This window comes from Streptacidiphilus sp. PAMC 29251 (assembly GCF_054208735.2).
On sequence record NZ_CM135725.2, the window covers coordinates 6,981,639 to 7,007,009 of the forward strand.

General features: G+C 72.4%; 17 protein-coding genes and 3 pseudogenes. 18 read left to right on the top strand and 2 right to left on the bottom strand.

All coding sequences use genetic code 11. The features are described 5' to 3' along the window. Window positions 1-77 precede the first annotated feature (77 nt). Window positions 78-767, top strand: a complete 690-nt coding sequence (locus tag ACXKR8_RS33305) for an SDR family oxidoreductase (protein WP_458268286.1) — start codon at window positions 78-80, stop codon at window positions 765-767. Window positions 768-789: 22 nt separating this feature from the next. On the opposite strand, the gene ACXKR8_RS33310 is transcribed toward ACXKR8_RS33305, so the two are convergent. Together ACXKR8_RS33310 and ACXKR8_RS33315 are read right to left on the bottom strand one after the other, a co-directional pair. Continuing rightward, a complete protein-coding gene (locus tag ACXKR8_RS33310) occupies window positions 790-1,590 on the bottom strand; it encodes an ABC transporter permease (RefSeq protein WP_458268287.1) in 801 nt (266 codons plus the stop codon). After that, complete coding sequence (locus tag ACXKR8_RS33315; RefSeq protein WP_458268288.1) at window positions 1,580-2,548, bottom strand: ABC transporter ATP-binding protein; 969 nt, start codon at window positions 2,546-2,548, stop codon at window positions 1,580-1,582. The genes ACXKR8_RS33310 and ACXKR8_RS33315 overlap by 11 nt, the downstream gene beginning before the upstream one ends. Window positions 2,549-2,822: 274 nt before the next feature. Here ACXKR8_RS33315 and ACXKR8_RS33320 point away from each other — a divergent pair, with 274 nt between their 5' ends. From ACXKR8_RS33320 to ilvN, 17 genes and pseudogenes are all read left to right on the top strand, one after another. Then, window positions 2,823-3,275 (top strand): hypothetical protein, encoded by a 453-nt coding sequence (locus ACXKR8_RS33320; protein WP_462100760.1) that lies wholly within the window; start codon window positions 2,823-2,825, stop codon window positions 3,273-3,275. Continuing rightward, the gene (locus ACXKR8_RS33325) at window positions 3,272-4,285 is read left to right on the top strand and encodes a methionine synthase (RefSeq protein WP_458268290.1); all 1,014 of its coding nucleotides are present in this window, start codon (window positions 3,272-3,274) and stop codon (window positions 4,283-4,285) included. Before ACXKR8_RS33320 ends, ACXKR8_RS33325 begins: the two co-directional genes overlap by 4 nt. After that, a complete protein-coding gene (ligA, locus tag ACXKR8_RS33330; protein WP_458268291.1) occupies window positions 4,286-6,589 on the top strand; it encodes an NAD-dependent DNA ligase LigA in 2,304 nt (767 codons plus the stop codon). 210 nt (window positions 6,590-6,799) lie between these two features. Further along, window positions 6,800-8,380, top strand: a complete 1,581-nt coding sequence (locus ACXKR8_RS33335; protein ID WP_458268292.1) for a putative bifunctional diguanylate cyclase/phosphodiesterase — start codon at window positions 6,800-6,802, stop codon at window positions 8,378-8,380. A 172-nt stretch (window positions 8,381-8,552) separates the two neighbouring features. Next, on the top strand, window positions 8,553-8,849 hold the full coding sequence (gene gatC / locus ACXKR8_RS33340) for an Asp-tRNA(Asn)/Glu-tRNA(Gln) amidotransferase subunit GatC (protein WP_380541151.1): 297 nt from the start codon (window positions 8,553-8,555) through the stop codon (window positions 8,847-8,849). Between the two features lie 4 nt (window positions 8,850-8,853). Next, entirely contained in the window at window positions 8,854-10,356 is a 1,503-nt protein-coding gene (gatA, locus tag ACXKR8_RS33345) for an Asp-tRNA(Asn)/Glu-tRNA(Gln) amidotransferase subunit GatA (protein WP_458268293.1), read from the top strand. Beyond that, on the top strand, window positions 10,353-10,634 hold the full coding sequence (locus ACXKR8_RS33350) for a hypothetical protein (protein ID WP_458268294.1): 282 nt from the start codon (window positions 10,353-10,355) through the stop codon (window positions 10,632-10,634). The genes gatA and ACXKR8_RS33350 overlap by 4 nt, the downstream gene beginning before the upstream one ends. A gap of 45 nt (window positions 10,635-10,679) precedes the next feature. After that, window positions 10,680-11,795 (top strand): AAA family ATPase, encoded by a 1,116-nt coding sequence (locus ACXKR8_RS33355; protein WP_458268295.1) that lies wholly within the window; start codon window positions 10,680-10,682, stop codon window positions 11,793-11,795. Then, window positions 11,792-12,376, top strand: coding sequence for a hypothetical protein (locus ACXKR8_RS33360; RefSeq protein ID WP_458268296.1), 585 nt, complete (start codon window positions 11,792-11,794; stop codon window positions 12,374-12,376). The genes ACXKR8_RS33355 and ACXKR8_RS33360 overlap by 4 nt, the downstream gene beginning before the upstream one ends. Then, window positions 12,373-13,872 (top strand): Asp-tRNA(Asn)/Glu-tRNA(Gln) amidotransferase subunit GatB, encoded by a 1,500-nt coding sequence (gene gatB / locus ACXKR8_RS33365; protein ID WP_458268297.1) that lies wholly within the window; start codon window positions 12,373-12,375, stop codon window positions 13,870-13,872. Before ACXKR8_RS33360 ends, gatB begins: the two co-directional genes overlap by 4 nt. A 188-nt stretch (window positions 13,873-14,060) precedes the next feature. Beyond that, window positions 14,061-14,843: a DUF4232 domain-containing protein gene (locus ACXKR8_RS33370; RefSeq protein ID WP_458268298.1), complete on the top strand. Its 783-nt coding sequence runs from the start codon at window positions 14,061-14,063 to the stop codon at window positions 14,841-14,843. A 183-nt stretch (window positions 14,844-15,026) separates the two neighbouring features. Continuing rightward, window positions 15,027-15,218, top strand: a complete 192-nt coding sequence (locus tag ACXKR8_RS33375) for a hypothetical protein (RefSeq protein ID WP_458268299.1) — start codon at window positions 15,027-15,029, stop codon at window positions 15,216-15,218. Between the two features lie 68 nt (window positions 15,219-15,286). Further along, entirely contained in the window at window positions 15,287-18,265 is a 2,979-nt protein-coding gene (locus ACXKR8_RS33380) for a helix-turn-helix transcriptional regulator (protein ID WP_458268300.1), read from the top strand. Between the two features lie 65 nt (window positions 18,266-18,330). Then, window positions 18,331-19,250: pseudogene (locus ACXKR8_RS33385) on the top strand (2-hydroxyacid dehydrogenase). Window positions 19,251-19,655: 405 nt separating this feature from the next. Next, window positions 19,656-22,705 (top strand): annotated as a pseudogene (locus ACXKR8_RS33390) (putative bifunctional diguanylate cyclase/phosphodiesterase). A gap of 222 nt (window positions 22,706-22,927) precedes the next feature. Further along, window positions 22,928-24,763 (top strand): annotated as a pseudogene (locus ACXKR8_RS33395) (acetolactate synthase large subunit); the annotation flags it as partial. 42 nt (window positions 24,764-24,805) lie between these two features. Continuing rightward, window positions 24,806-25,330: an acetolactate synthase small subunit gene (ilvN, locus tag ACXKR8_RS33400; protein ID WP_458268302.1), complete on the top strand. Its 525-nt coding sequence runs from the start codon at window positions 24,806-24,808 to the stop codon at window positions 25,328-25,330. Window positions 25,331-25,371 lie beyond the last annotated feature (41 nt).

Here is a 25,371-nt window from a genome sequence, read left to right on the forward strand (position 1 = left end):
CCGGCTTCCCCTGATGATCCGTTACCTACTCATGGTGATGGATCATCACCTGCGCCGGACGTGATACCAATGAAGCCATGGCAACGCATCTGATCACTGGCGCGGGTTCCGGCATCGGCGCGGCGGTCGCCGCACGGCTCGCGGAGCGCGGCGACGACCTGTGGCTGCTGGCCCGGGACGCCAACCGCGCGGCAGTGCTGCGGCAGCGGTTCCCGGACGCGCAGACCCTGATCGGCGACCTGGCCGTGCCGGACCGGCTGTCCTGGGCGCTGGGCCAGCAGACCCAGCCGGTGCGGCTGGACTCGCTGCTGCACATCGCCGGGGTGGTCGATCTGGGCGCCATCGGCGATCTGGGCACCAAGGTCTGGAACCGGACCCTCGCGGTGAACCTGGTCGCCCCGGCCGAGCTGACCCGGCTGTTCCTGCCCACCCTGCGGGTCAGCCGCGGCCAGGTCGTCTTCGTCAACTCGAGCGCGGGGCTCACCGCCCACCCGGAGTGGGGGGTGTACGCGGCGTCCAAGTTCGGGCTGAAGGCGGTCGCTGACTCGCTGCGCGGCGAGGAGCGGGAGCACGGCGTCCGGGTCACCACGGTCTACCCCGGTCGCACCGCCACCCCGATGCAGGAGCGGGTCCACGCCCAGGAGGGCAAGGAGTACGACGCCGCCGCCTGGATCGACCCGCAGTCGGTGGCCACCGCGATCATCGCCGCCCTCGACCTGCCCCGCGACGCGGCCATCACCGACCTGACCGTCCGCCCGGGCCGGTAGCCGCCGGGCGGCCTGCCTGCGGCTAGACCAGGCCCCGGGTCGTCCCCCGGCGCAGCCCCCAGGCGGCGACCAGCCCGGTCGCCAGCGCGAAGCCGAGCAGCACCGCGCCGCACTCCAGCACCCGGCCACCGTCCCCGGCGAGAGCCGCGCGCAGCGCCCCCGCGCCCCAGTAGCCGGGGGAGGCCGGCGCGATGCCCCGCACCCACCGCGGCAGCGCGGCCAGCGGGACGAAGGCGCCGCCGAGGCTGCTCAGCAGCATCCCGCCGATGTCGTAGGCAGCGGACAACTGGCCGTAGCTGCGGGCCAGCACGCCCAGCGCCGAGCCCAGGCCGAGCAGGGTCAGGGTCCAGCAGAGCAGGGCGAGCACGAGCAGCGGCAGATGGTCCAGCGGCAGGCCGAAGGCGAGCGCGCCGAAGCCGAGGATCACCGCCTGCTGGGCCAGCAGCGCGCCGAGCACCGGGACCGCCTTGCCGGCCAGGATCTCCAGCGGGTGCGCGGTGGTGGCGCGCAGCCGTCCCCAGGTGTGCCAGAGCCGTTCGCTGAGGATGGATCCGCCGACGATGCTCAGCGCCAGCAGCGAGAAGGTGATCAGCGTGCCGGTCACCGCCTGCGCGGTGCCCGCCGCGGCGCCCTCGGCGCCGGTGTAGAGCGGGCGCAGCAGGCTCAGGAACACCAGCGGCAGGATCATCCGGCTGGCCAGCGGCCCCGGTTCGCCGAGCAGCAGCGCGGAGTTGTGCCGGACCAGGGCGCCGAAACGGCGCAGCGAGGCGTGCAGCGGGGTGTCGGCCAGCGCGGTGATCCGCAGGGCGGCGTCAGGCAGCACGGACGGCCTCCGCATCGGCGACCGTGTCCGCAGTGGCGACCGCGTCCGCATCGGTGACCGCGTCCGCATCGGCGACCGCGTCCGCGGAGAGCGAGCGGTAGAGGTCGTCCAGGTCCGGCCGCCGGATGTCGACCGTGCGCGGGGTGCAGCCGGCCCCGAGCAGCGCGGACAGGTCGGAGGGCGCGTCCGCGGTGCTGATCCTGGTCTCGCCGTCGCAGACGGTGGCCCGGGCCAGGAACCGCTCGGGCAGCGGGGCGCCGCCGTGCAGCCGCAGCCGCAGTTCGCCCGGCAGCTGCCGGGTGAGCTCGGCCTGGCTGCCCCTGGCGATGATCCGGCCGGCCCGGGCGACCGCCAGGGTCGCGCCGAGGTCGGCGAGTTCGGGCAGGTAGTGGGTGGTGTAGAGGACCGCGGCGCCGGCCGCCGCCCGGGCCCGGACCGCGGTCAGCAGGGCCGCCCGGGTCTCCGGGTCGGCTCCGGCGGTGGGCTCGTCCAGGAGCAGCAGCGGCGGGTCGCCGATCAGCGCGGTCGCGGCCTGGACCCGGCGCTGCTGGCCGCCGGAGAGCAGCCCGGCCGGGCGGTCCAGCACCTCGGTGAGCAGCAGCTCCTCGCCGAGAGCGGTGATCCGGTCGGTGAGCACTGCTCTGCTGAGACCGGCCAGCGCGCCGAACAGCCCGAGCTGCTCGCGGGCGGTCGCGGTGGGGTAGAGCGCGATCTCCTGCGGGGCGGCGCCGATCAGCCGCCGGGCCCGGCGCGGGGCGCGCAGCGCGTCCAGGCCGCCCACGGTGATCCGGCCCGAGTCGGGGCGGGTGAGGCCGGTGACGGCCTCCACGAAGGTGGACTTGCCGGCCCCGTTGTGGCCGATCAGCCCGGCGATCTCACCCGGGGCGACGTCCAGGCTGAAGCCGTCCAGGGCGGCGGCGCCGCCGTAGCGCTTGACCAGTGCGTGAGCGGAGAGCAAGGGGGCCTCCCGGGCGGGTCCAAGTAAATGATCTACGCTGTATAGATCTACACTGTAGAGCTATGACTGGGCGAAGGCAAGAGATCCTCGACGCGGCCGTGCTGATCGCCGACGAGCGCGGGCTCGCCGGGGTCTCCATGCGGGCCGTCGCCGACCGGGTCGGGGTCACCCCGATGGCGCTGTACCCGCACGTCGGCAGCAAGGCCGCGCTGCTGGACGGAATGGTGGGCCGACTGCTCGGCGACCTGGTCCCGGCGATGTCCGCCGAGCAGGAGTGGCCGGCCCTGCTGACCGCGTACGCCCATCAGGCGCGCGACATGGTGCAGCGGCACCCCTGGGCGGTGAACCTGATGTTCGGCCGCCCGGCGGTCACCCCGAGGCGGTCCGCTTCGTCGACGCGATCTACACCGCGCTGCTCGCGGCCGGGATCCCACCGGCCCTGGTGCCCCGGATCGAGCGGCTGGTCAGCACCTTCATGCTCGGCTTCGCCGCCTCCGAGGTCGGCGGCCGGTTCGGCGCCGGCGCCCTCGACCCCCGCGGCCGGCGCGGCCAACTGCCGGACGGCGCGCTGCCGGGCCATGCCGCGCTGGCGCCGTGGCTGGACCGTCCGGTCGACTGGTCCGCCGAGTTCGAGGCCGACCTCGCCGATCTGCGGCGCATGATCGCCGCGATCGCCGGGGCCGGGGACGGCGCGGAGCCGTCCGACTCCCGTACGCTGCCCGGGTGAGCGCTGAGAGCACGTTTCCGCAGTTGACCGGCCCCGGGGCGACAGGCATCGGCTCGATGCCGGGGACGGACGCGCGGGAGGCCGCGAAGACCGTCACCGGCTCGCTGGAAGCCCTGCCCCACCTGCCCGAACTCCCGGCTCGCGGCCCGGGCGCCGACATGGTCGGCCGCAGCCTCGGCCTGCTGGTCGAGCTGTTCGCCCGGGTCGAGCCCTCCGGCTGGCGCTTCGGCGACCATCCGGGCCGGGACACCCGCCGGGCCCGTTCCTGGCTCGGCGAGGACCTGGACGCGCTGGAGGAGCACACCCAGGGCTGGACCGGGCCGCTGAAGGTCCAGGCGGTCGGCCCGTGGACCCTCGCCGCGAGCGTGGAGCTGCACCGCGGCGAGAAGGCCCTGGCCGATCCCGGCGCGGTCCGCGACATCGCCGCCTCGCTGGCCGAAGGCCTCCGGCTGCACCTCGACGACCTGCGCCGACGGGTCCCCGGCGCGCAGCTGCTGCTGCAACTGGACGAGCCCTCGCTGCCGGCCGTGCTGTCCGCCCAGGTGCCCACCGCCAGCGGCTGGCAGCGGCTGCGCGCGGTGGACCGCCAGGTCGCCGAGGAGACGCTGCGCGCGCTGATCGACGGCCTGGGCGTGCCGGTGGTGGTGCACTGCTGCGCGGCGGACGTCCCGCTGGCGCTGCTCCGCCGCGCGGGCGTGTCCGCCGTCTCGCTGGACTTCGCTCTGCTGACGGAACGTGACGACGACGCCATCGGCGAGGCGGTGGAGGACGGGACCGTGTTTTTCGCCGGTGTGGTGCCCGCGGTCGGACCTGGACTGTCAGACCCGGCCGGTAGTGTCAGCGGTGTCAGGACGTTGTGGCGCAGGCTGGGTCTTGACCCCGGTCTGCTGGCCCGACGCGTCGTGGTGACCCCCAGCTGCGGTCTGGCCGGGGCCTCCCCGGCGTACGCACGGCTCGCGCTGTCACACAGCGTGACCGCTGCGCGAAGCCTGGCCGACAACCCGGAGTAGATGGAGGAGAGTGGCGTGGCGGACGCGGACCGGGCAAGGCACGAGCAGTTGGCGCAGGAGCTCGACGACCACCGCACCCGGTACTACGGCCAGGACGCCGCCAGTATCAGCGACGCCGAGTTCGACCTGCTGATGCGGGAGCTGGAGGCGATCGAGGAGCGCCGCCCCGAGCTGCGCACCCAGGACTCCCCGACCCAGAAGGTCGGCGGGGCGCTCTCCGAGGACTTCGCCAAGGTCACCCACCTGGAACGGCTGCTCAGCCTGGACAACGCCTTCACCGACGAGGAGCTGGACGCCTGGGGCGAGCGGGTCGAGCGCGATCTCGCCGGTCAGCCGCACCACTTCCTCTGCGAGCTCAAGATCGACGGGCTGGCCATCAACCTGACCTATGAGCACGGGCGGCTGGTGCGCGCCGCCACCCGCGGCACCGGCCGGGTCGGCGAGGACATCACCGCCAACGCCCGCACCATCGCCGAGATCCCGGAGCGGCTCACCGGGGACGACCCGCCGGCCCTGGTCGAGATCCGCGGCGAGGTCTACATGTCGACCGGGGACTTCGAACAGTTCAACGCCGCGCTGGTGGCGGAGAACGAGCGGCGCACGGAGGAGAACGTCCGGCTGCTGGCCGAGGGCAAGCGCCCGCACGCGCTGGAGAAGCTCTACTCCAACCCCCGCAACACCGCCGCCGGGTCGCTGCGGATGAAGGATCCGCAGGCCACCGCCGCCCGTCCGCTGCGGATGCTGGTGCACGGCATCGGCGCCCGGGAGGGCTTCGACATCGACTGCCAGTCCCACGCCTATGAGCTGCTGCACGCCTGGGGGCTGCCCACCGCCAAGCACAACAAGGTGGTCGGGACCCTCGCCGAGGTGAAGCAGTTCATCGCCGACTTCGACGACAACCGGCACTCGGTGGAGCACGAGATCGACGGCGTGGTGGTCAAGGTCGACGAGATCGCGCTGCAGGGCCGGCTCGGCGCCACCTCCAAGTCGCCGCGCTGGGCCATCGCCTGGAAGTACCCGCCGGAGGAGGCGGTCGGCAAGCTGGAGCGGATCATGGTCGGCATCGGCCGCACCGGCCGGGCCACCCCGTTCGCGGTGCTGGCCGAGCCGGTGCTGATCGCCGGGTCGATGGTGCAGTACGCCACCCTGCACAACCAGGAGGTGGTCAAGAGCAAGGGGGTGCTGCTCGGCGACACCGTGGTGCTGCGCAAGGCCGGCGAGATCATCCCGGAGATCCTCGGCCCGGTGGAGGACCTCCGCGACGGCAGCGAGCGCGCGTTCGTGATGCCGACCCACTGCCACGAGTGCGGCAGCGAGCTGCGGCCGATGGCCGAGGGGGACATCGACCTGCGCTGCCCCAACGCCCGCCACTGCCCGGCCCAGATCCGGGAGCGGATCGCCTACCTCTGCGGCCGGGAGTCCTTGGACGTCGACCACTTCGGCTATGTGGCGGCGGTGGCGCTGACCCAGCCGCTGGAGCCGTCCACGCCGCCGCTGACCAACGAGGGCGACATCTTCGACCTGTCGATGGAGCAGCTGCTCCCGATCAGGGCCCTGGTCCGCGACCCCAAGACCGGTCTGCCGAAGATCGACGAGCAGTCCGGCGAGCAGAAGGTTGTGTCCTTTTTCGCCAATCTCAAGGGCGAGCCCAAGAAGACCGCCGCGCTGATGCTGGAGAACCTGCAGGCCGCGAAGCAGAGCCAGCTGTGGCGCTTCGTCAACGGCCTGTCGATCCGTCGGGTCGGCCCGGTCGCCGCCCAGGCCCTGGCCAGGGAGTTCCGCGACCTGGACCGGATCGCCGCCGCCACCGAGGAGGAGCTCGCCGCCACCGAGGGCGTCGGCCCCGGCATCGCCGCGGCGATCACCGCCTGGTTCGCCGAGGACTGGCACCGGGAGATCATCGAGAAGTGGCGCGCCGCGGGCGTCCGCTTCGTCGAGGAGGGCGGCGAGGACGAGGGCCCGCGCCCGCTGGAGGGGCTGACCGTCGTGGTCACCGGCACCCTGGCCTCGCACACCAGGGACGGCGCCAAGGACGCGCTGCAGTCGCGCGGGGCGAAGGTCACCGGCTCGGTCTCCAAGAAGACCGACTTCGTCGTCGTCGGCGACAACCCCGGCACCAAGTACGACAAGGCCGTGCAGCTGAAGCTCGCGGTGCTGGACGACGACGGCTTCGCGGTGCTGCTGGCCGAGGGCCCGGACGCGGCCCGCGCGGCGGCGCTGCCGGTCGCGGAGGCAGTCCCGGTCGCGGAGGCCGAAGCACCACTGGCCGCGGAACCACTCCCTGTAGTCGACGAGACACCCTGAATTACTGTCAAAAGTGATCTAACGCCTCGTCAAGTTACTTAACGCAAAGGCAAATGCGGGCAACAGACGCAAAAAGTCGGGCGGACCCGCCGGTAACGACACCGCTGGGTCACAGCCTGTCCGATTCCCTGCCCCTCCAGAAGCCCCGGCTCTACCCTTGGACACAACCCGCTCCCTCAGCGGGCGAACGGGGAACAAGAGGACCACTTCATGGAGCGCACGTCGAGGCTCGGCCATGCCGTGGGCGGGGTCAGGGCCGGGCTGTCGGTCAGGGCCGTCGCCCTGGTCGGCATGGTGGCCGTGGGAGCCGCGCCGCTGCTCCCGCTCGCCCTGCTCACCACGGACCACGACCCCCGGCTGCTGCCGCTCTTCGCGGCCCCGCTGGCCGTCCTCTACGCCGCCTGGCACATCTCCCGGGAGCGGGTCCGGGACCAGGCCACCGACCCGCTCACCGGTCTGGCCAACCGGCACTCGCTGCTGCACGCCGCCCGCGAGGCCATCGCCCACGCCGACGCCCACCCGGGCCGCCGGGTCGCGCTGATCGTCTTCGACCTGGACCGCTTCCGCTCCCTCAACGACACCCTCGGCCACGCCGCCGGGGACCGGCTGCTGGTCCAGGTCGGCAGCCGGCTGCGCCGCGCCGTCGAGGCCATGCCGCAGGACGAGGGGGACGGCGCGGGCGCGCCCGCCCGGCTGGTGGCCCGGCTCTCCGGCGACGAGTTCGCCGTACTGCTGCCCGAGGCCGGGGACAACCCGGTCCGCAGCGCCCGCGCCCTGGTCGCCGAACTCGCCGCGCCGCTGTTCCTGGACGGCCTGCAGCTGGTGCTGGAGTCCAGCGCGGGGGTGGCGGTCACCCCCGTCGACGCCGCCGCCGCGGAGACCCTGCTCAGCCGCGCCGACGTGGCCATGGCCCACGCCCAGCGGACCCGCAGCGGCGTCGAGGGCTACCGCCCCGAGCAGGACGCCGACACGCCGCAGCGGCTGGGCCTGCTCGGCGATCTGCGCCGGGCCCTGGACACCGGCCAGGTGAAGATCCACTACCAGCCCAAGGTCGCCTTCGACGGCCATGTGGTCGGCCTGGAGGCCCTGGTCCGCTGGGACCGGGAGGGGCACGGCCCGGTCAACCCCGAGGAGTTCGTCGGCCTGGCCGAGTCCAGCGGGCTGATGCCCCGGCTCACCGACTACGTGCTGGAGGCCGCCGTCACCCAGCTCGCCGCCTGGCGGGCCGAGGGGATGACGGTCCAGGTCGCGGTCAATGTCTCGCCCCGGGACGTGCTGCGGCCCGGCTTCGCCCGCTCCATCGCCGACCGGCTGGCGCACCACGAGGTCCCGCCGGGCGCGCTGCAGCTGGAGATCACCGAACGGCTGCTGCTGGAGGACGGCCAGCTCGCCGCCGACACCCTGGAGGAGCTGCGCAGCCACGGCGTCGGGATGTCCCTGGACGACTTCGGCACCGGCTACAGCTCGCTGGTCCGGCTGCGCCGGCTCCCGGTCGGCGAGCTGAAGATCGACCGCTCCTTCGTCAGCCGCATGGTCGCCGACGACCACGACGCCGCGGTGGTCCGCTGCTCGGTCCAGCTGGCCCACTCGCTGGGCCTGACCGTGGTCGCCGAGGGCGTCGAGGACGACGAGACCTGGGAGCGGCTGCACGCCATGGGCTGCGACGCGGTCCAGGGCTGGCTGGTCAGCGCCGCGCTCCCGGGCGACCAGGCCACCGCCTGGCTGCGGATCCGCAACGCCGCCGCCCCGCTGATCCCCCCGCAGCCCTACGGCTCGGTCGCGCCCGCCTGACCGCGAGGCCGGCTGACCGCGCGCCCGCCCGGGAACGCAGCCGCCCGGGAACGCGCCCGCCCGATAAGCGGAAGCAGCGCACCCCGAACCCTCCGTAGGATGGGCCCCGCCCCGCTGTCAATAGACTGGGGGCTGGTAACCCGGATACCCACCACCCGAAGGGGATCGCTGCATGCCTGGCATTACGCGCGAGGAGGTCGCCCACCTCGCCCGGCTGTCGCGGCTGGAGCTCAAGGCCGAAGAGCTTGACCACTTCGCCGAGCAGCTCAACGACATCGTCGACGCGGTCGCCCGCGTCAGCGAGATCGCCGCCGACGACGTACCGCCGACCTCGCACCCGCTGCCGCTGACCAACGTCATGCGCCCGGATGTGGTCCGCCCGTCGCTCACGCCCGCCGAGGCCCTCGCCGGCGCGCCGGCCGCGGAGGAGCAGCGCTTCCGCGTGCCCCAGATCCTCGGGGAGGACTAAGAGCATGACCGACCTGACCCGCAGTACCGCCGCCGACACCGCCACCGCCATCGCCAAGGGCGAGGTCTCCGCGGTCGAGGTGGCCCAGGCGCACCTGGACCGGATCGGCGCCGTCGACGAGAAGGTGCACGCCTTCCTGCACGTCGACACCGAGGGCGCGCTCGCCGCCGCCCGCGCGGTGGACGCCAAGCGCGCCAAGGGCGAGGAGCTGGGCCCGCTGGCCGGCGTCCCGCTCGCGCTCAAGGACGTCTTCACCACCAAGGGCGTGCCCACCACCGCCGGATCCAAGATCCTCGAAGGCTGGGTCCCGCCCTACGACGCCACCGTGACCGGCCGGCTCAAGGCGGCCGGCGTGGTCATCCTGGGCAAGACCAACATGGACGAGTTCGCCATGGGGTCCTCCACCGAGAACTCGGCCTACGGCCCGACCGGCAACCCCTGGGACCTCTCCCGGATCCCCGGCGGCTCCGGCGGCGGTTCCGCCGCGGCGCTGGCCGCGTACGAGGCGCCGCTGGCGATCGGCACCGACACCGGCGGCTCGATCCGCCAGCCCGGCGCGGTCACCGGCACCGTCGGGGTGAAGCCGACCTACGGCACGGTCTCCCGCTACGGCCTGATCGCGTTCTCCTCCTCGCTGGACCAGGGCGGGCCCTGCGCCCGTACCGTGCTGGACGCGGCGCTGCTGCACGAGGCCATCGCCGGGCACGACCCGCTGGACTCCACCTCCATCGACACCCCGGTGCTCCCGCTGGTCGAGGCCGCCCGCAACGGCGCCCACGGCGACCTCAAGGGGCTGCGGGTCGGCGTGGTCAAGGAGTTCGGCGGCGAGGGCTACCAGGCCGGGGTGATGCAGCGGTTCCACGAGTCGGTGGAGGTCCTGCGCGGCCTGGGCGCGACCGTGGTCGAGCTCTCCTGCCCCTCCTTCACCTACGCGCTGCCCGCGTACTACCTGATCGCGCCGTCCGAGGCCAGCTCCAACCTGGCCCGCTTCGACGCCATGCGGTACGGGCTGCGGGTCGGCGACGACGGCACCCGCTCGGCCGAGGACGTCACCGCGCTGACCCGCGCGGCCGGCTTCGGCCCCGAGGTGAAGCGCCGGATCATCCTGGGCACCTACGCCCTGTCCTCCGGCTACTACGACGCCTACTACGGCTCGGCGCAGAAGGTGCGGACCCTGATCACCCGGGAGTTCGACCGCGCCTTCGCCGAGGTCGACGTCCTGGTCTCGCCGACCACCCCCACCACCGCCTTCCCGATCGGCGAGCGCGCCGACGACCCGATGGCGATGTACCTGGCGGACCTCTGCACCATTCCGTCGAACCTGGCCGGCAACGCGGCCATGTCGGTGCCCTGCGGCCTCGCCCCGGAGGACAATCTCCCGGTCGGCCTGCAGATCATCGCCCCCGCCCTGGCTGACGACCGGCTGTACCGGGTAGGTGCGGCGGTCGAGGCGGCACTCAACGACAAGTGGGGACACCCCCTGCTGGAGGAGGCACCGGCGCTATGACGTCCACCATCGAGAAGAAGCTCGGCAGTTCCAGCGGTACGAGCAGGACCAAGCAGCTCAAGGGGTTCAAGCACTCGAAGCCCGGCCTTCTGTTCGGCATCGGCGGCAGCGCCTTCGGCGCCCTCGGGGTCTTCAAGGACCTCCGCAAGGCCCGCGAGGAGGGCGACAACCTCAAGCTGGTCAACGCCGCGGTCGCCGCGGTGGCCCTGGTCACCAGCACCGCCCTGCTGATCCGCGAACTCCGCAAGCTCGGCGACGACGACGTCCTGCTCGGCTGAGCAGGCCTTCCGCTCACGTTCGCCCCACCGGAAAGGAGGGACCCAGTGATCACCCGGATCGAGATCGACGGCTTCAAGTCGTTCGCCGACTTCGAACTCGACGTGCCGCCGTTCCTCCTCCTGGTGGGGGCGAACGCCAGCGGCAAGTCCAACTTCGTCGACGCGCTGCGGTTGGTCGCGCAGACCGTACGCGGTGATGACGGTCGCGCTCTGCTGGAATTCGCTCGTGGAGCCGCAGACCAGCTCTTCCGTCGACGTGGAGGCGGAGGAAACGTCCTTGACCTGAAGATCCAGGTAAAGGAACAGATCACGGGATTGAGCCACGCGCAGTCCAGTACTCAGCTGGTCCCGATGGAGGCACAGTGTTCGAACGTGCTCACTGGTCGTCTCACGGATCTGGGACAGCACGCTGAGTTGCACTGTGACCTGTTGGACAGCGCCGCTGTGCTTGAAAGCGGTTCATTTGCTTGGCAGTCGCGAAATTGGCTCTTCCTCGATGCGGATCCCACCAAAGCAGTGCAGCGGTCCTCGGGGCTCGACTTTGCTCCGCTTTCCGCAGATGCTGCAAACCTGGCGGCGGTGCTTGGGAGACTTCAGGAATCGGGGGATCTCTCGGCGCTCCTTATTGACGCAGTCGCCCTCGTTCCAGCACTCGACGGCATCGTGGCGGTGCGTGACCATCGCCGTGATTGGGACTACGACCTGGTCTTCAGAGGGACAGGCCCATTGCCGCCGGTCCTTGCTTCTCATGGCACTCTTCGGGTCATCGCGCTTCTTGCCGCACTTCACGACCCGAATTCTCCGCGCACCATTGTCCTTGACGAGATCGAGACGGGCCTGCACCCGTCCCGACTGAAAGCCTTGATCGCCATCGTCCACCGACGGGTGGAAGCGTCCCGCCGTCAGGACGGCAGTTACGGTCTCCAAGTCATCGCCACCACCCACTCGCCGGTGGCCCTCGCCCAGGCGCTCTCCGAGAAGGACGGCGCCGACGTGATGTTCGTCGACACCGCCTTCAAGCGGGAGACGGTCGACGGAGAGCCGGTGATGTCGCCGGTGACCCGCATCCGTTCCGTCCGGCCGGGCGGCGAGCGCGGCAGCTATGTCACCTCGGTGGAGGTCCAGCAGTTCCTGGACACTGTGAGACAGGACGACTGGTGAGCGAGCGCTACCTCACCTGCGCGCTGATGACCGAGGGGCGCAGCGACGAACTCTTCCTCGCCGAGGTGCTGTTGCGTCAAATGCTGGAGATCTCCGTCTCGGGCGGCCCGGGCTTCTCGGTCGGGCCGCTGCTCCCGGCCGGGCTCCGCACCGTTGCCGAGGGCGCAGCCGTACGGGCGGAGGCGGGACGGCTCCTGGTCGACTACGACGTGGTCTTCGCCCACCGTGACCACCGGGAAGCGGGCAAACGCGACCCGCTGCGTGCTCTGCCGGCCCCGCGCAGTCGGCTGGTCGGGCTGGTGCCCCGCTGCGAGACGGAGGCCTGGACCCTCTGTGACCCGGAGGCGTTCCGCAGCGTCAAGGGGGCCGACCCGGCGCTGCTCCCCAAGCAGCCCAAAGACGTGGAGCGGATTGCCGACCCCAAGCGGGTTCTCGGCGACGTACTCCGTGGGGCGGACGCCATGACCGTCCTCGGACGTCTCGGCCGGGACGTCCGCCTCGACCGACTTCAACTGATCCCCGCCTACCGAGCCTGGCTCGACGAGCTGACCCGAGCCCTGAAGGAGTTGCACTTCCTGTGACCGTCATTGACCTGGTGCCCTACGACGAGGCACTGGCCTCCTACGACCCGGTGATGGGCCTGGAGGTCCATGTCGAGCTGGGTACCGCCACCAAGATGTTCTGCGGCTGCTCCACCGAGCTGGGCGCCGAGCCCAACTCGCAGGTGTGTCCGACCTGCCTGGGGCTCCCCGGGTCGCTGCCGGTGGTGAACGCGATCGGCGTGGAGTCCGCGATCAAGATCGGGCTCGCGCTGAACTGCGAGATCGCCGAGTGGTGCCGCTTCGCGCGGAAGAACTACTTCTACCCGGACATGCCGAAGAACTTCCAGACCTCGCAGTACGACGAGCCGATCGCCTTCAACGGCTACCTGGACGTCACGCTGGAGGACGGCGAGGTCTTCCGGGTGCAGATCGAGCGCGCCCACATGGAGGAGGACACCGGCAAGTCCTCCCACATCGGCGGCGCGACCGGCCGGATCCACGGCGCCTCACACTCGCTGCTGGACTACAACCGGGCCGGCATCCCGCTGATCGAGATCGTCACCAAGCCGATCGAGGGCGCGGGCAGCCGCGCCCCCGAGGTCGCCAAGGCGTACGTCGCCGAGCTGCGCGAGGTGATCAAGGCGCTGGAGGTGTCCGAGGCCCGGATGGACAAGGGCCAGATGCGCTGCGACGTCAACCTGTCGCTGCGGCCGCACGGGCGTGAGCAGTTCGGCACCCGGTCGGAGACCAAGAACGTCAACTCGCTGCGCAGCGTCGAGCGGGCCGCCCGGTTCGAGATCCGGCGGCACGCCGCCGTGCTCAACAGCGGCGGCACCATCGTCCAGGAGACCCGCCACTTCCACGAGGAGGACGGCAGCACCACCGCCGGGCGGATCAAGGACAACGCCGAGGACTACCGCTACTTCCCCGAGCCCGACCTGGTGCCGGTGGCTCCGGCCCGGGACTGGGTCGAGGAGCTGCGGGCCGGGCTGCCGGAGATGCCGCGGGTGCGGCGGGACCGGCTGCAGGCCGAGTGGGGCATCTCCGACCAGGAGATGCAGTCGGCGCTGAACGCCGGTGCGATCGAGCCGATCCTGGACACCATCGCCGCAGGCGCTCCTGCCGGCCAGGCCCGCAAGTGGTGGATGGGCGAGATCGCCCGCCGCGCCAACGAGTCGGGCAGCGACCTCGGCTCCCAGCCGATCACCCCGGCCCAGGTCGCCCGGGTCTGCGCGCTGGTCGCCGCGGGCTCGCTCAACGACAAGCTGGCCCGCCAGGTCATCGAGGGCGTGCTGGACGGCGAGGGCGACCCGGACGAGGTGGTCGCCAAGCGCGGCCTGGCCGTCGTCTCCGACGACTCGGCGCTGGGCACGGCCGTGGACGAGGCCATCGCGGCCAACCCCGGCATCGCCGACAAGATCCGCGACGGCAAGCTCGCCGCGGCGGGCGCGCTGGTCGGCGCGGTCATGAAGGCCACCCGCGGCCAGGCGGACGCGGCCAGGGTCAAGGAACTGATCCTGGAACGGCTCAGCTGACCCATCGTCAGAGTTGTTGTGCGGGAAGCCCGTTCCGGCCTCGGCCGGGGCGGGCTTCCTGCTTGGGGGCGGGTTTCCTGCTGGGCGGACCCTGTGACGCCGCTGTTACGGCGCGGGCGAAACCGGCGCTGATCGCTCGCTCGTGTCCATGGGTGTAGCCCAGCACGCCTGACCACCTCGGGGACACCATGAACGCGCGTCGCAGCATCCCACTCGCCCTGCTCGCCACCGCGACGGCCCTGCTGGCCACCGCCTGCGCCTCCGGTGCGACCACAGCCACCCCCGGCGCAACCGCCTCGACCGGAGCAGCAGCCACCCCGACCGGCGCCGCCGCCCAGCCCGCCGGCTCCAGGAGCTCCGCGCCCGCGCCGACCACCGAGCCCACCAGCACCAAGCCCACCAGCACCGAGCCCACCAGTACCAAGCCGACGACCAGGGCCACGGGCACCGGCGGCAACGCCAACAGCGACGCGTACGCCTGGAAGCATCCCTGCGACCCGGGCCAGGTCAGCATCCAGGTCCAGTACCAGCACAGCATCGGCGACACCCGACGGGTCATCGTCGCCACCAACCACGGCAGCGCCGCCTGCGGTCTGAGCTACTACCCGACCGTCGCGGTCGCCGACAGTACCAGCGTCGGCCCGACCAGCCACCCGACCCGCTTCGTCACCCCCAAGGTGCCCGGCGGCCTCGGCGGCGCGCCGTACGCCTCGATCCACGCGGGGCAGAGCCTCTACGCGGTGATCGACCTCGACCCCGGCCACACCAAGGTCGGCGCCGTCCGGACGTACGACGAGCTGGACGTCAAGGCCGCCGACTTCCTGCCGGAGGCCGCCACCACCAACCACCCGGTCAAGGCCCAGCCGGCTGGCCGCGGCAACCCGTACGTCAAGGCCCCGATCCTCAGCCTCTACCAGCGGAGCGTCGGCGACGCGGTGTCCCAGGTGGGCGATCTGTCCGACTTCAGGTAGGCACCGCCTTAGGCACTCAGGGTCCTCAGGCCGTCCCGCCCCCCGGGGTAGGACGGCCTGAGCGCTGTCTAAGGCCCGGTCGGCCCGGAAGATCGGGCAGGCACCCGATGCCCGGTACCCCCTTGCGGAGGAGTCTTGATCTCAGCAGGAAAGAGACAGCAACAACCAACCGGGGAGCCCACCGTGTCGAACGACTACTTCCAGTACCAGGCCGCCAAGTACCAGCACGCCGAGCTGGTCCGCGCGGCCGAGCAGCACCGCCTCGTCAACCAGGCGGCCGAGTCCGGGCGCAGCGCACGGAAGGGGGGTGCGGGCCACCCGCACCACCGGGGGGTACGCCTGTTCGGCCGCTCGCCCCGCCCCACCGCCTGCTGATTATTTGAGTCGGCCTGTCGGAGGCGTGTGCGATGCTCACTCCTGTGGAGCGCATATCGGTAAGTCCCGTGTTCGTCGGACGCTCCGCCGAGATGGCGGAGCTGACGGCGGCGTTGCTGCGCGCGGGTGAGGGGCAGCCGCAGGCGCTGCTGATCGCCGGGGACGCCGGAGTCGGCAAGACCCGGCTGCTGGAGGAGTTCGTCTGCGCCGCCACCAGGGCCGGTGCCGTGGTCGCCGTCGGCGGCTGCATCGAGATCGGCGCGGACGGCCTCCCCTACGCACCGCTGGTCACCGCGCTGCGGGCGCTGCACCGTGCGCTCGGCAGCGAGGTGGAGCAGGCGGCGGCGGGGAACGAGGGACGGCTGTCGCAGCTGCTGCCCGAGCTGGGGCAGGCTTCGCCGGAGGCCCATGACGAGTTCGGCCGGGCCCGACTGTTCGAACACACCGCCCAGTTGTTCGAACGATTGGCCGCCGACCGGACCATCGTGCTCGCCCTGGAGGATCTGCACTGGTCCGACCGCTCCACCCGGGAGCTGCTGGTCTATCTGCTGCGCTCGCTGCGCAACTCGCGCTTTGTCATCGTCGGCACCTACCGCAGCGACGACCTGCACCGCCGGCACCCGCTCCGGCCGTTCCTGGCCGAGCTGGAGCGGCTGCGCATCGTCCAGCGGCTGGAACTGCCGCGGCTCGGCCGCAACGAGGTCGGCGACCAGCTGGCCGGGATCCTCGACGCCGCTCCCGACGTCCGGCTGCTCGACCGGATCTTCCAGCGCTCCGAGGGCATCCCCTTCTTCGTCGAGGAACTGGCCGCCAGCTACCAGGAGGGCTGCTCCAGCGGCCTCACCGACTCACTGCGCGACCTGCTGATGGTCCGGGTCGAGGCGCTGCCCGAGCCGGTCCAGCCGGTGCTGCGGGCGCTCGCCCAGGGCGGTTCCGCGGTGGAGTACAGCCTGCTCAGGGCGGTGCTCGGACAGAGCGAGGACGAGCTGTTCGCCGCCCTGCGCACCGCCGTCGACGCCAATATCCTGCGCCCCACCCCGGCCGGTGACGGCTACTGCTTCCGGCACGCCCTGGTCCGCGAGGCCGTCGCCGACGACCTGCTGCCCGGCGAGGGCAGCCGGATCAAGCACCGCTACGCCACCGTGCTCACCGAGCAGCCCGAGCTGGTCCCCGCCGAGGAGCGGGTCACCCGGCTCGCCAACTACTGGTACAGCGCCGGAGAGCCGGCCCGGGCGCTGCCGGTCGCCCTGGAGGCGAGCCGCGAGGCCCGCCGCCGCAACGCCTTCGCCGAGCAGTTGCAGATGCTGGAACGCGCGCTGGAGCTGTGGGACCGGGTGCCCAAGGACGTCCTGGCCGAGCTGCGCCCGGCCGACTACGCCGAGTCCTACCCGGCCTGCAGCTGCGACGAGGACCCGGACGGCGAGTGCTGCGAGCGGCTGCGGCTGGTCGACGTGTTCGCCGAGGCCGCCGTCGCCGCCCGGCTCTGCGGCGAGCGGGAGCGCTGCCTGAGCCTGTGCAAGCAGGCGCTGCGGCTGATCGACGAGGCGGTCGACCCGTCCCGGGCCGCCTGGTTCTGGGCGATGCGCTCCCGGGTCAGCAGCAAGATGGCCCTGGACGGCGGCCGGCCCGAGCTGGCCCACGCCCGCAGCCTGGTGGAGCACCGGCCGCCGAGCCCGGTGCAGGCCGAGGTGTTCGCCCGGCTCGCGGCCTGCGACATGGTCGACTGGCCCGAGCCGGAGGACATCGCCCTGGCCGAGCGCGCGATACTGATCGCCCAGCAGGTCGGCGCGGAGACGGTCGGACTGCACGCCCGCTGCACCCTGGGCACCCTGCTGGTGATCCTCGGCCGCCACGACGAGGGCCTGGCCGAGCTGGACCAGGTCCGCCGCCGCGCCCTGGAGCTGCAGGAACCCGATCTGATGTCGCGCGCCTACGTCAACCTCTCGGACGTCTACGAGGGCCTCGGCCGCTCCGCCGAGGCCGCCGAGGCGGCCAGGACCGGCTGCGAGATGGTCCGCAGCAGCGGTCTGCTCGGCGCCGCCGGGCCGACCCTGCGCGGCAACCTGGTCGAGTCGCTGCTGTCCCTCGGGCAGCAGCAGGAGGCGGCCGAACTGCTCGACGGCGCCCCCCGCGACCTCGGCTCCAGCGGCGACCGCAGCTTTCTGCACCGGCTCAGGGGCGACCTCGCCCTGCTCAGGGACGACCTGCCGGCCGCTGCCGAGCACCTGGCCCAGGCGGTGGAGACGATCAACCTGTCCAAGACGCAGAACTGGCTGCCGCTGTCGGCCCTGCTGATCCGGCTGGCAGCGGCCACCGGCCGCTTCGGCGACGCCAGGACCGAGCTGGTACGGATCCTGGACCAGGGCTTCCCCAAGGCCAATGAACGCTACGTCTGGCCGATCCTGCTGCACGGCGTCGCCGCCGAGGCGGATTCCCGCGGGCTGCCCGCGATGGACGCCGACCGCGACCGGGCGCTGGCCCTGGTCCGCGCGGCCCTGGACGGCATGGGCGACACCCGGGCCTGGTCCCAGGGCTGGTCGCTGCTGGTCCGGGCCGAACTCGCCCGCGCCGAGGGGAAATCGGAACCGGACGGCTATCTGCGCGCGGCCGAGGCCCTGGAACCGGCCGGACTGCCCCACCCGCTGGGCCTGGCGCTGTTCCGCGCCGCCGAGGGCCGGGTGGTCCAGGGCGACCGGGCCGCCGCCGCCGAGCTGCTGCACCGCGCCGAGGCCCAGGCCCTGGCGCACGGGGACCGGCGGCTCCAGCAGGAGGCCGCCCGACTGGCCGACCGGGCCCGGCTGCGCAGCGCTCCGGGGGCGGCGGCTCCGGCGCACGACCCCGAGCCGGTGCTCTTCAACCTGACCCCGCGCGAACAGGCGGTGCTGAACCTGGTCGCGCTGGGCCGGACGAACCGTCAGATCGCCGACGAGCTCTACATCTCACCCAAGACGGCCAGCGTCCATGTCTCCAACATCCTCGCCAAGCTTGAGGTCACCGGCCGCGGCGAGGCCGCCGCCCTGGCCCACCGGCTGCACCTGGTCGGGTAGCGCCCTGATCGGCCGGCGCCGTCCCGAGCCGAGTGGCGCCGCCCCGGTCGGATAGCGTCGGGGCCATGACGCCGCGCTATCTGCTGCCCTACCCGTCCGAGCAGATCGGCGGCCTCCCCGCCGATCTGGACCTGCTGGTGTGGGACGGCGCGGCCGCGCCCCCGCCGCAGCGGGAGCTGGACCGCGTCGAGTTCTTCTGCCTCCCCTATATGCGGCACCCGGCCGCGCTCGCCCTGCTGCCGCGGCTCCCCGCGCTGCGCACCGTGCAGACCCTCACCGCCGGGACGGACGACGTGCTGCCGCTGCTCCCGCCGGGGGTGACCGTCTGCAACGCCCGCGGGCTGCACGACGCCAGCACCGCCGAACTGGCGATGGCGCTGATCCTCGCCTCGCTGCGCGGGATCCCCGACTTCGTCCGGAACCAGGCCGGGGGAGTGTGGGACCAGTCCTTCCACCCGGCCCTGGCCGACCGCACCGTGCTGGTCGTGGGCTACGGCGCGATCGGCGCGGCGCTGGAGGCCCGGCTCGCCCCGTTCGAGTGCCAGGTGCTGCGGGTCGCCCGCACGGCGCGGGAAAGCGCCCGCGGGCCGGTCAGCGGCATCGACGAGCTGCCGGGACTGCTGCCCGGCGCCGATGTGGTGGTGCTGCTCACCCCGCTCACCCCGGAGACCCGGCAGCTGGTCGACGCGGACTTCCTGGCCCGGATGAAGCCGGACGCGCTGCTGGTGAATGTCTCCCGGGGGCCGGTCGTGGACACCGTGGCGCTGCTGGCCGAGCTGGCGTCGGGCCGGCTCAGCGCCGCCTGGACGTCACCGATCCGGAACCGCTGCCCGCCGACCACCCGCTGTGGCGGGCCCCGCGGACCCTGATCACCCCGCATGTCGGCGGCCCCAGTTCGGCCTTCCTGCCGCGGGCGCTGCGGCTGCTCCGCTCGCAACTGCTGCTCGCGCACGCCGGGAAGCCGCTCGCCAACACCGTCGGCTGAACCTTCGGGCCGTGAGGTTGACCCTCCGGGCGGCGAGGCTGAGCCTCCGGGCGAGGAGGTGAGGCGGGGCGTGTGGCACCGCCTTCACGCCCCGGGCGTACGCCCGGCCATTCGGCCGATTCGCCGCGCTCAGGGCCGCCTTTCCGACCCATTCCCCTCCAACTCCCAGCCCCTGCTCCATTACTCTGAGTTGAGTGTGGATGTCGCAGAGTGACGAGAGTGGTGTAGGGTCCCGACCGGGAGAGCCGGTACGGAGCGATCCGCACCGCCGTTCCGCCCGCATCCGGGACCGGAGGGGAGTTGCCGGTGACGAGTACCGAGACCGTGCTGCCCGGCCCGCCCTGGGCCGAGGAGCATTCCGTGCAGAGGTCCAGCCCGACCGGTTCCACGTTCGACGAATTCCGCATGAGCTTCACCCAGCGCCTCGGCGAGGCCGGACACCTCGGCGCACCGCCCTACGCCGTCGAGGCCGTCGAGGCCTCCGACTTCGCCGAGGAAGGCACCGAGGACGAGGTCCCGCTCACCAGGGCCCCGCGGCTGCCGCGGCTGCTCATCCTGCTGGTCTGCCTGGGCTACCTGGTGGGCGCCGCCACCGGCTGGGGTTCGCAGAACCTGGCCGACTTCATGGGTGACTTCGGCCTCGCCGCGGCGGCCCTGACCGCCTCCCTCTCCTGCCTGGTGCACGGCTGCACGGCGGGCGGGCGGCACCGTCCGGCCTGGCTCTGCTTCGGTGTCTCCTCGATGATGGTGGCCCTGGGCAACGGCACCTGGGGCTGGTACGAGGTGGTGCTGCGGATCCCGATCCCCACCCCCTCGTTCGCCGACTACGCCTTCCTGATGTTCGCGCCGCCGGCCATCCTCGGCCTGCTGCTGCTCGCCAACCGCCCCCGCAACGCCGCCGGGTGGCTCTGCCTGGCCCTGGACGGCTGGCTGATCGCGGGCTCGCTGCTGACCCTCAGCTGGAGTCTGGCGCTGGCCAGGACCGCCCGCGGCGACCAGGGCAGTCCGCTCCGGCTGTCCATGGCGCTGGCCTACCCGGTGCTGGACATCCTGTTGGTCAGCATGGTGCTGGGGCTGCGCTTCCGCAGCCGGGACGGCAACCGCGCCGCCGTGCACACCGCCATAGTGGCGCTGGCGCTCACCGTGCTCTGCGACGCCCTGTTCACCAGCCAGGCCCTCAAGGACGCCTACCACTCGGGCCAGTTGCTCGACGCCGGCTGGTTCACCGGCAGCATGCTGCTGGCCTGGGCGCCCTGGGCCCGTCCCAGCGGTCTCGGCAGCGGCCACGGGGGCGGGCACGGCGGCGGGCACGGGATGGCCGCGGTGGCCCGGTCGCCCCGGGTCGCCTCGACCTTCAGCGCGCTCACCCCCTACGTGGCCGCCGCCGTCTGCACCGTCGGGCTGCTCTACAACGCCCTGGGTCAGGGCCAGTTGGACCGCTTCGTGCTGATCATCGCCTGCACCGTGGTGTTCGCGCTGATCCTGCGCCAGGGCATCATGCTGCTGGACAACCTGGCGCTGGCCCAGCGGCTGTCGCGCCAGGAGAACCACTTCCGCTCGCTGGTGCAGGGCTCCAGCGACGTGATCATGATCGCCGACCCGGACGGCGTGCTCCGCTATGTCAGCCCCGCCGCGCACGGCGTCTACGGCCGCCCGGCCGAGGAGCTGATCGGCACCCGGCTGCCGGAGCTGGTCCATCCGGAGGATCTGGGGCACGTCCTGTGGGAGGTCCAGCGCTACCTCGCGCAGAGCCCTCCGACGAGCCCACCGCCAGGATCGAGTGCCGGATCCGCTCCGGCGCGGGGGAGTGGCTGGACGTCGAGTCCACCGTCAACCGCTACCGGGACGGCCTGATCTTCAACTGCCGGGACGTCTCCGAGCGGGTCAGGCTGCAGGCCCAGCTGGAGCACAACGCCTTCCACGACACCCTCACCGACCTGCCCAACCGCGCCCTCTTCCTGGACCGCGGCCGGGCCGCGCTGGCCGCCCCCCGGGTGACGGGCGGCCCCGGGGTGACGGGCGCCCCCGAGGAACCCACCGGCGTCGCCGTGCTCTTCCTGGACCTGGACGGCTTCAAGGCCGTCAACGACACGGCCGGCCACCAGGTCGGCGACGAGCTGCTGATCCAGGCCGCGCGCCGGCTCCAGGACACCGTCCGCACCGGCGACACCGTCGCCCGGCTCGGCGGCGACGAGTTCGCCGTGCTGCTCGGCGGCCTGGACCAGGAGCAGGCCCAGGCCGTCGCCGAACGGCTCCGGGCCGCGCTCACCGCGCCGTACTGGATCGGCGGCGAGGAGCTGGCCGTCGCCGCCAGCATCGGCATCGCCTTCGCCGAACCCGGCATCACCCCGGCCAAGCTGCTGCGCAACGCCGACCTGGCGATGTACCAGGCCAAGAAGAACGGCAAGGGCCGGGTCGCCGTCTACGACCCGCAGCTGCGGAGCGAGCTGCGCCGCCGCACCGAGCTGGAGCAGCGGCTCCGGATCGCGGTCAGGGAGGGCCAGTTCGCGCTGCTGCACGAGCCGGTGGTGGAGCTGGAGAGCGGCGCCGTCGCCGCCCTCTCCGCGCAGGCCCGCTGGCGCTCGGCGCAGGGCCTGCTGCTCACCCCGGCCGAGTTCCTCCGGGCCTCCGAGGGGGGTGACCGGGCCGCCCGCTTCTCCCGCTGGATGGTCGAACAGGCGGTGCAGCTCGCGGTCGAGCGTCGGCAGCGGCTGGGCCCCGCGGTGGAGGCGATGCCGGTCGCGGTGCGGCTCTCGGCCCGCCGGCTGGCCGCGCCGGGGCTGTGCGAGTCGATCGAGGCGCTGCTCCGGCGGACCGGTCTGCCCCCCTCCGGCTTACTCCTGGAGATCGCCGGCAGCGACCCCGCCGACGGCCGCGCCCACCAGGTGGACGAGCACCGGCTGGAGGATCTGGACCGTCGGCTCACCGCTCTCCGCGGGCTCGGCATCAGCCTGGCCCTGGACGGCCTCGGCGGCCCGTCCGCGCCGCTCAGCGGGCTGCGCCGGCTCCCGGTGGAGCTGATCAAGATGGAGCGCGGGCTGGTCGAGGGCCTGGTCGAGTCCGCCTTTCTGCGCACCCTCGCCACCAGCCTGCTGCGGCTCGGCCGTGAGCTGGGTCTGACCACCGTCGCCGAGGGGGTGGACCACGCGGCCCAGGCGGCGCTGCTCCGCGAGCTGGGCTGCGGCCGCGGCCAGGGCGCGTTCTTCTCCGGACCGCTGGAGGAGCAGCGGCTGGACGCGGTGCTGCGCGGCCCCGGCTTCTCGCTGCCGCGTCCGGTCGCGACCGAGCCGGCCCGGCTGGTCCACCTCGCGGGTGAAGCCCGCGGCGACCTGCGCCATCATCGCGCGCCGCACTCCCGCCCCGGCTCTGACCAGCCAGTACGTCCGCATCCTCCGGTCCAGGGAGGCCATCTCGGCATGGGTCCGCATGATGAGACGTCATTCCCCCCGGCTTGACACTCCGCCGGGTGGCGGAGGAAGGTCGATGCCATGCGCACCCGAATTCTCGTACTTGGCGGGCGCGTCGGCTGATCCGGAGTCCCCGCGGACCCGGAATCTCCCAGGCCGACGCGCCACCCCTCGCATGCCCATGGGCACGAGGGGTTTTTTGTTGCCCATTGCCTCCTCCCAGGCACAGCCCCTCAAAACGCCGTCAGCACGAACCCCTCCGAGAAGGAACAGCAGATGACTGAGCAGGCACCCGCCGCCCCGCAGCGGGGCGAGACCCCGATCGCCGAGCCCATGACCGGGGCCCAGTCGCTCATCCGCTCGCTCGAAGCGGTCGGCGCCGACACGATCTTCGGGATCCCCGGCGGGGCGATCCTCCCCGCCTACGACCCGCTGATGGACTCGACCAAGGTCCGCCACATCCTGGTCCGCCACGAGCAGGGCGCGGGCCACGCCGCCACCGGCTACGCGCAGGCCACCGGCAAGGTCGGGGTCTGCATGGCCACCTCGGGCCCCGGCGCGACCAACCTGGTGACCCCGATCGCCGACGCCTACATGGACTCGGTGCCGATCGTCGCCATCACCGGCCAGGTCGCCAGCGCCGCGATCGGCACGGACGCCTTCCAGGAGGCGGACATCTGCGGCATCACCATGCCGATCACCAAGCACAACTACCTGGTCACCGACCCGTCCGAGATCCCCCGGGTGATCGCCGAGGCCTTCCACATCGCCGCCACCGGCCGTCCGGGACCGGTCCTGGTCGACATCGCCAAGGACGCGCTGCAGGCGCAGACGGTGTTCCGCTGGCCGGCCGAGCACCAGCTGCCCGGCTACCGCCCGGTCACCAAGCCGCACGCCAAGCAGATCCGCGAGGCGGCCCGGCTGCTGCTCTCCTCCAAGCGCCCGGTGCTCTACGTCGGCGGCGGGGTGATCAAGGCCGGCGCCACCGCCGAGCTGCGGATCCTGGCCGAGCTGACCGGCGCCCCGGTGGTCACCACGCTGATGGCGCTGGGCTCCTTCCCGGACACCCACGACCAGCACCTGGGCATGCCCGGGATGCACGGCTCGGTCGGCGCGGTGACCGCGCTGCAGAAGGCCGACCTGCTGTTCGCGCTGGGCACCCGCTTCGACGACCGGGTCACCGGTCGGCTGGACAGCTTCGCCCCGCTCGCCAAGATCGTCCACGCGGACATCGACCCGGCCGAGATCGGCAAGAACCGCACCGCGGACGTCCCGATCGTCGGCGACGCCCGGGAGATCCTGGCCGATCTGATCCAGGCCGTGCAGACCGAGTTCGCTGCGGGCGTCACCCCTGACTACGCGGACTGGTGGGAGCAGCTCAACACCTGGCGGAAGACCTACCCGCTGGGCTACGACCAGGCCCCGGACGGGATGCTGAGCCCGCAGCAGGTGATCGAGCGGATCGGCCAGCTGGTCGGCCCGGACGCGATCTACGCGGCGGGCGTGGGCCAGCACCAGATGTGGGCCTCGCAGTTCCTGACCTTCGAGAAGCCGGCCACCTGGCTGAACTCCGGCGGCGCCGGGACGATGGGCTACGCCGTCCCGGCCGCGATGGGCGCCAAGGCCGGCATGCCGGACACCGAGGTCTGGGCGATCGACGGCGACGGCTGCTTCCAGATGACCAACCAGGAGCTGGTCACCTGCGCGCTGAACAACATCCCGATCAAGGTCGCCGTCATCAACAACGGCTCGCTGGGCATGGTCCGCCAGTGGCAGACCCTGTTCTACGACCAGCGCTACAGCAACACGGTGCTGCACAGCGGCCCGGAACACGACGGCATCGCCCAGCCCGCGCAGGGCACCAGGATCCCGGACTTCGTGAAGCTCTCCGAGGCGATGGGCTGCTACGGCCTGCGCTGCGAGCGCCCGGAGGACCTGGACGCGGTGATCCAGCAGGCGATGGCCCTCAACGACGCCCCGGTCGTGATCGACTTCATCGTGCACCAGGACGCCATGGTCTGGCCGATGGTGGCCGCCGGCACCAGCAACGACGAGATCCTGGCGGCGCGCGACGTCCGTCCGGACTTCGGCGACCAGCTCGACTGACGCCCCCAGCCGCACCGGATCCGGAATCAAGGGATAGGAACCATGTCCAAGCACACCCTCTCCGTCCTGGTCGAGAACAGGCCCGGCGTGCTCGCCCGCATCGCCGCGCTGTTCTCCCGCCGGGGATTCAACATCGACTCGCTCGCGGTCGGACCGACCGAGCACCCCGACATCTCCCGGATGACCATCGTCGTCAACGTGGAGGACCTGCCGCTGGAGCAGGTCACCAAGCAGCTCAACAAGCTGGTCAACGTCATAAAGATCGTCGAGCTGGACCCGGCCTCGGCGGTGCGCCGTGAGCTGGTCCTGGTCAAGGTGCGCGCGGACAGCGAGACCCGCTCCCAGATCACCGAGATCGTCCAGCTGTTCCGTGCCAAGACCGTGGACGTCGCCCCGGACGCGGTGACCATCGAGGCCACCGGCGGTTCCGACAAGCTGGAGGCGATGCTGCGGATGCTGGAGCCCTACGGCATCAAGGAGCTGGTGCAGTCCGGGATGGTGGCGGTGGGCCGCGGCGCCCGCTCCATCACGGACCGCTCGCTCCGGGCGCTCGACCGCAGCGCCTGAGACAGTAGTCTCACCATTTGAGAACAAAACCCGGACGCCGC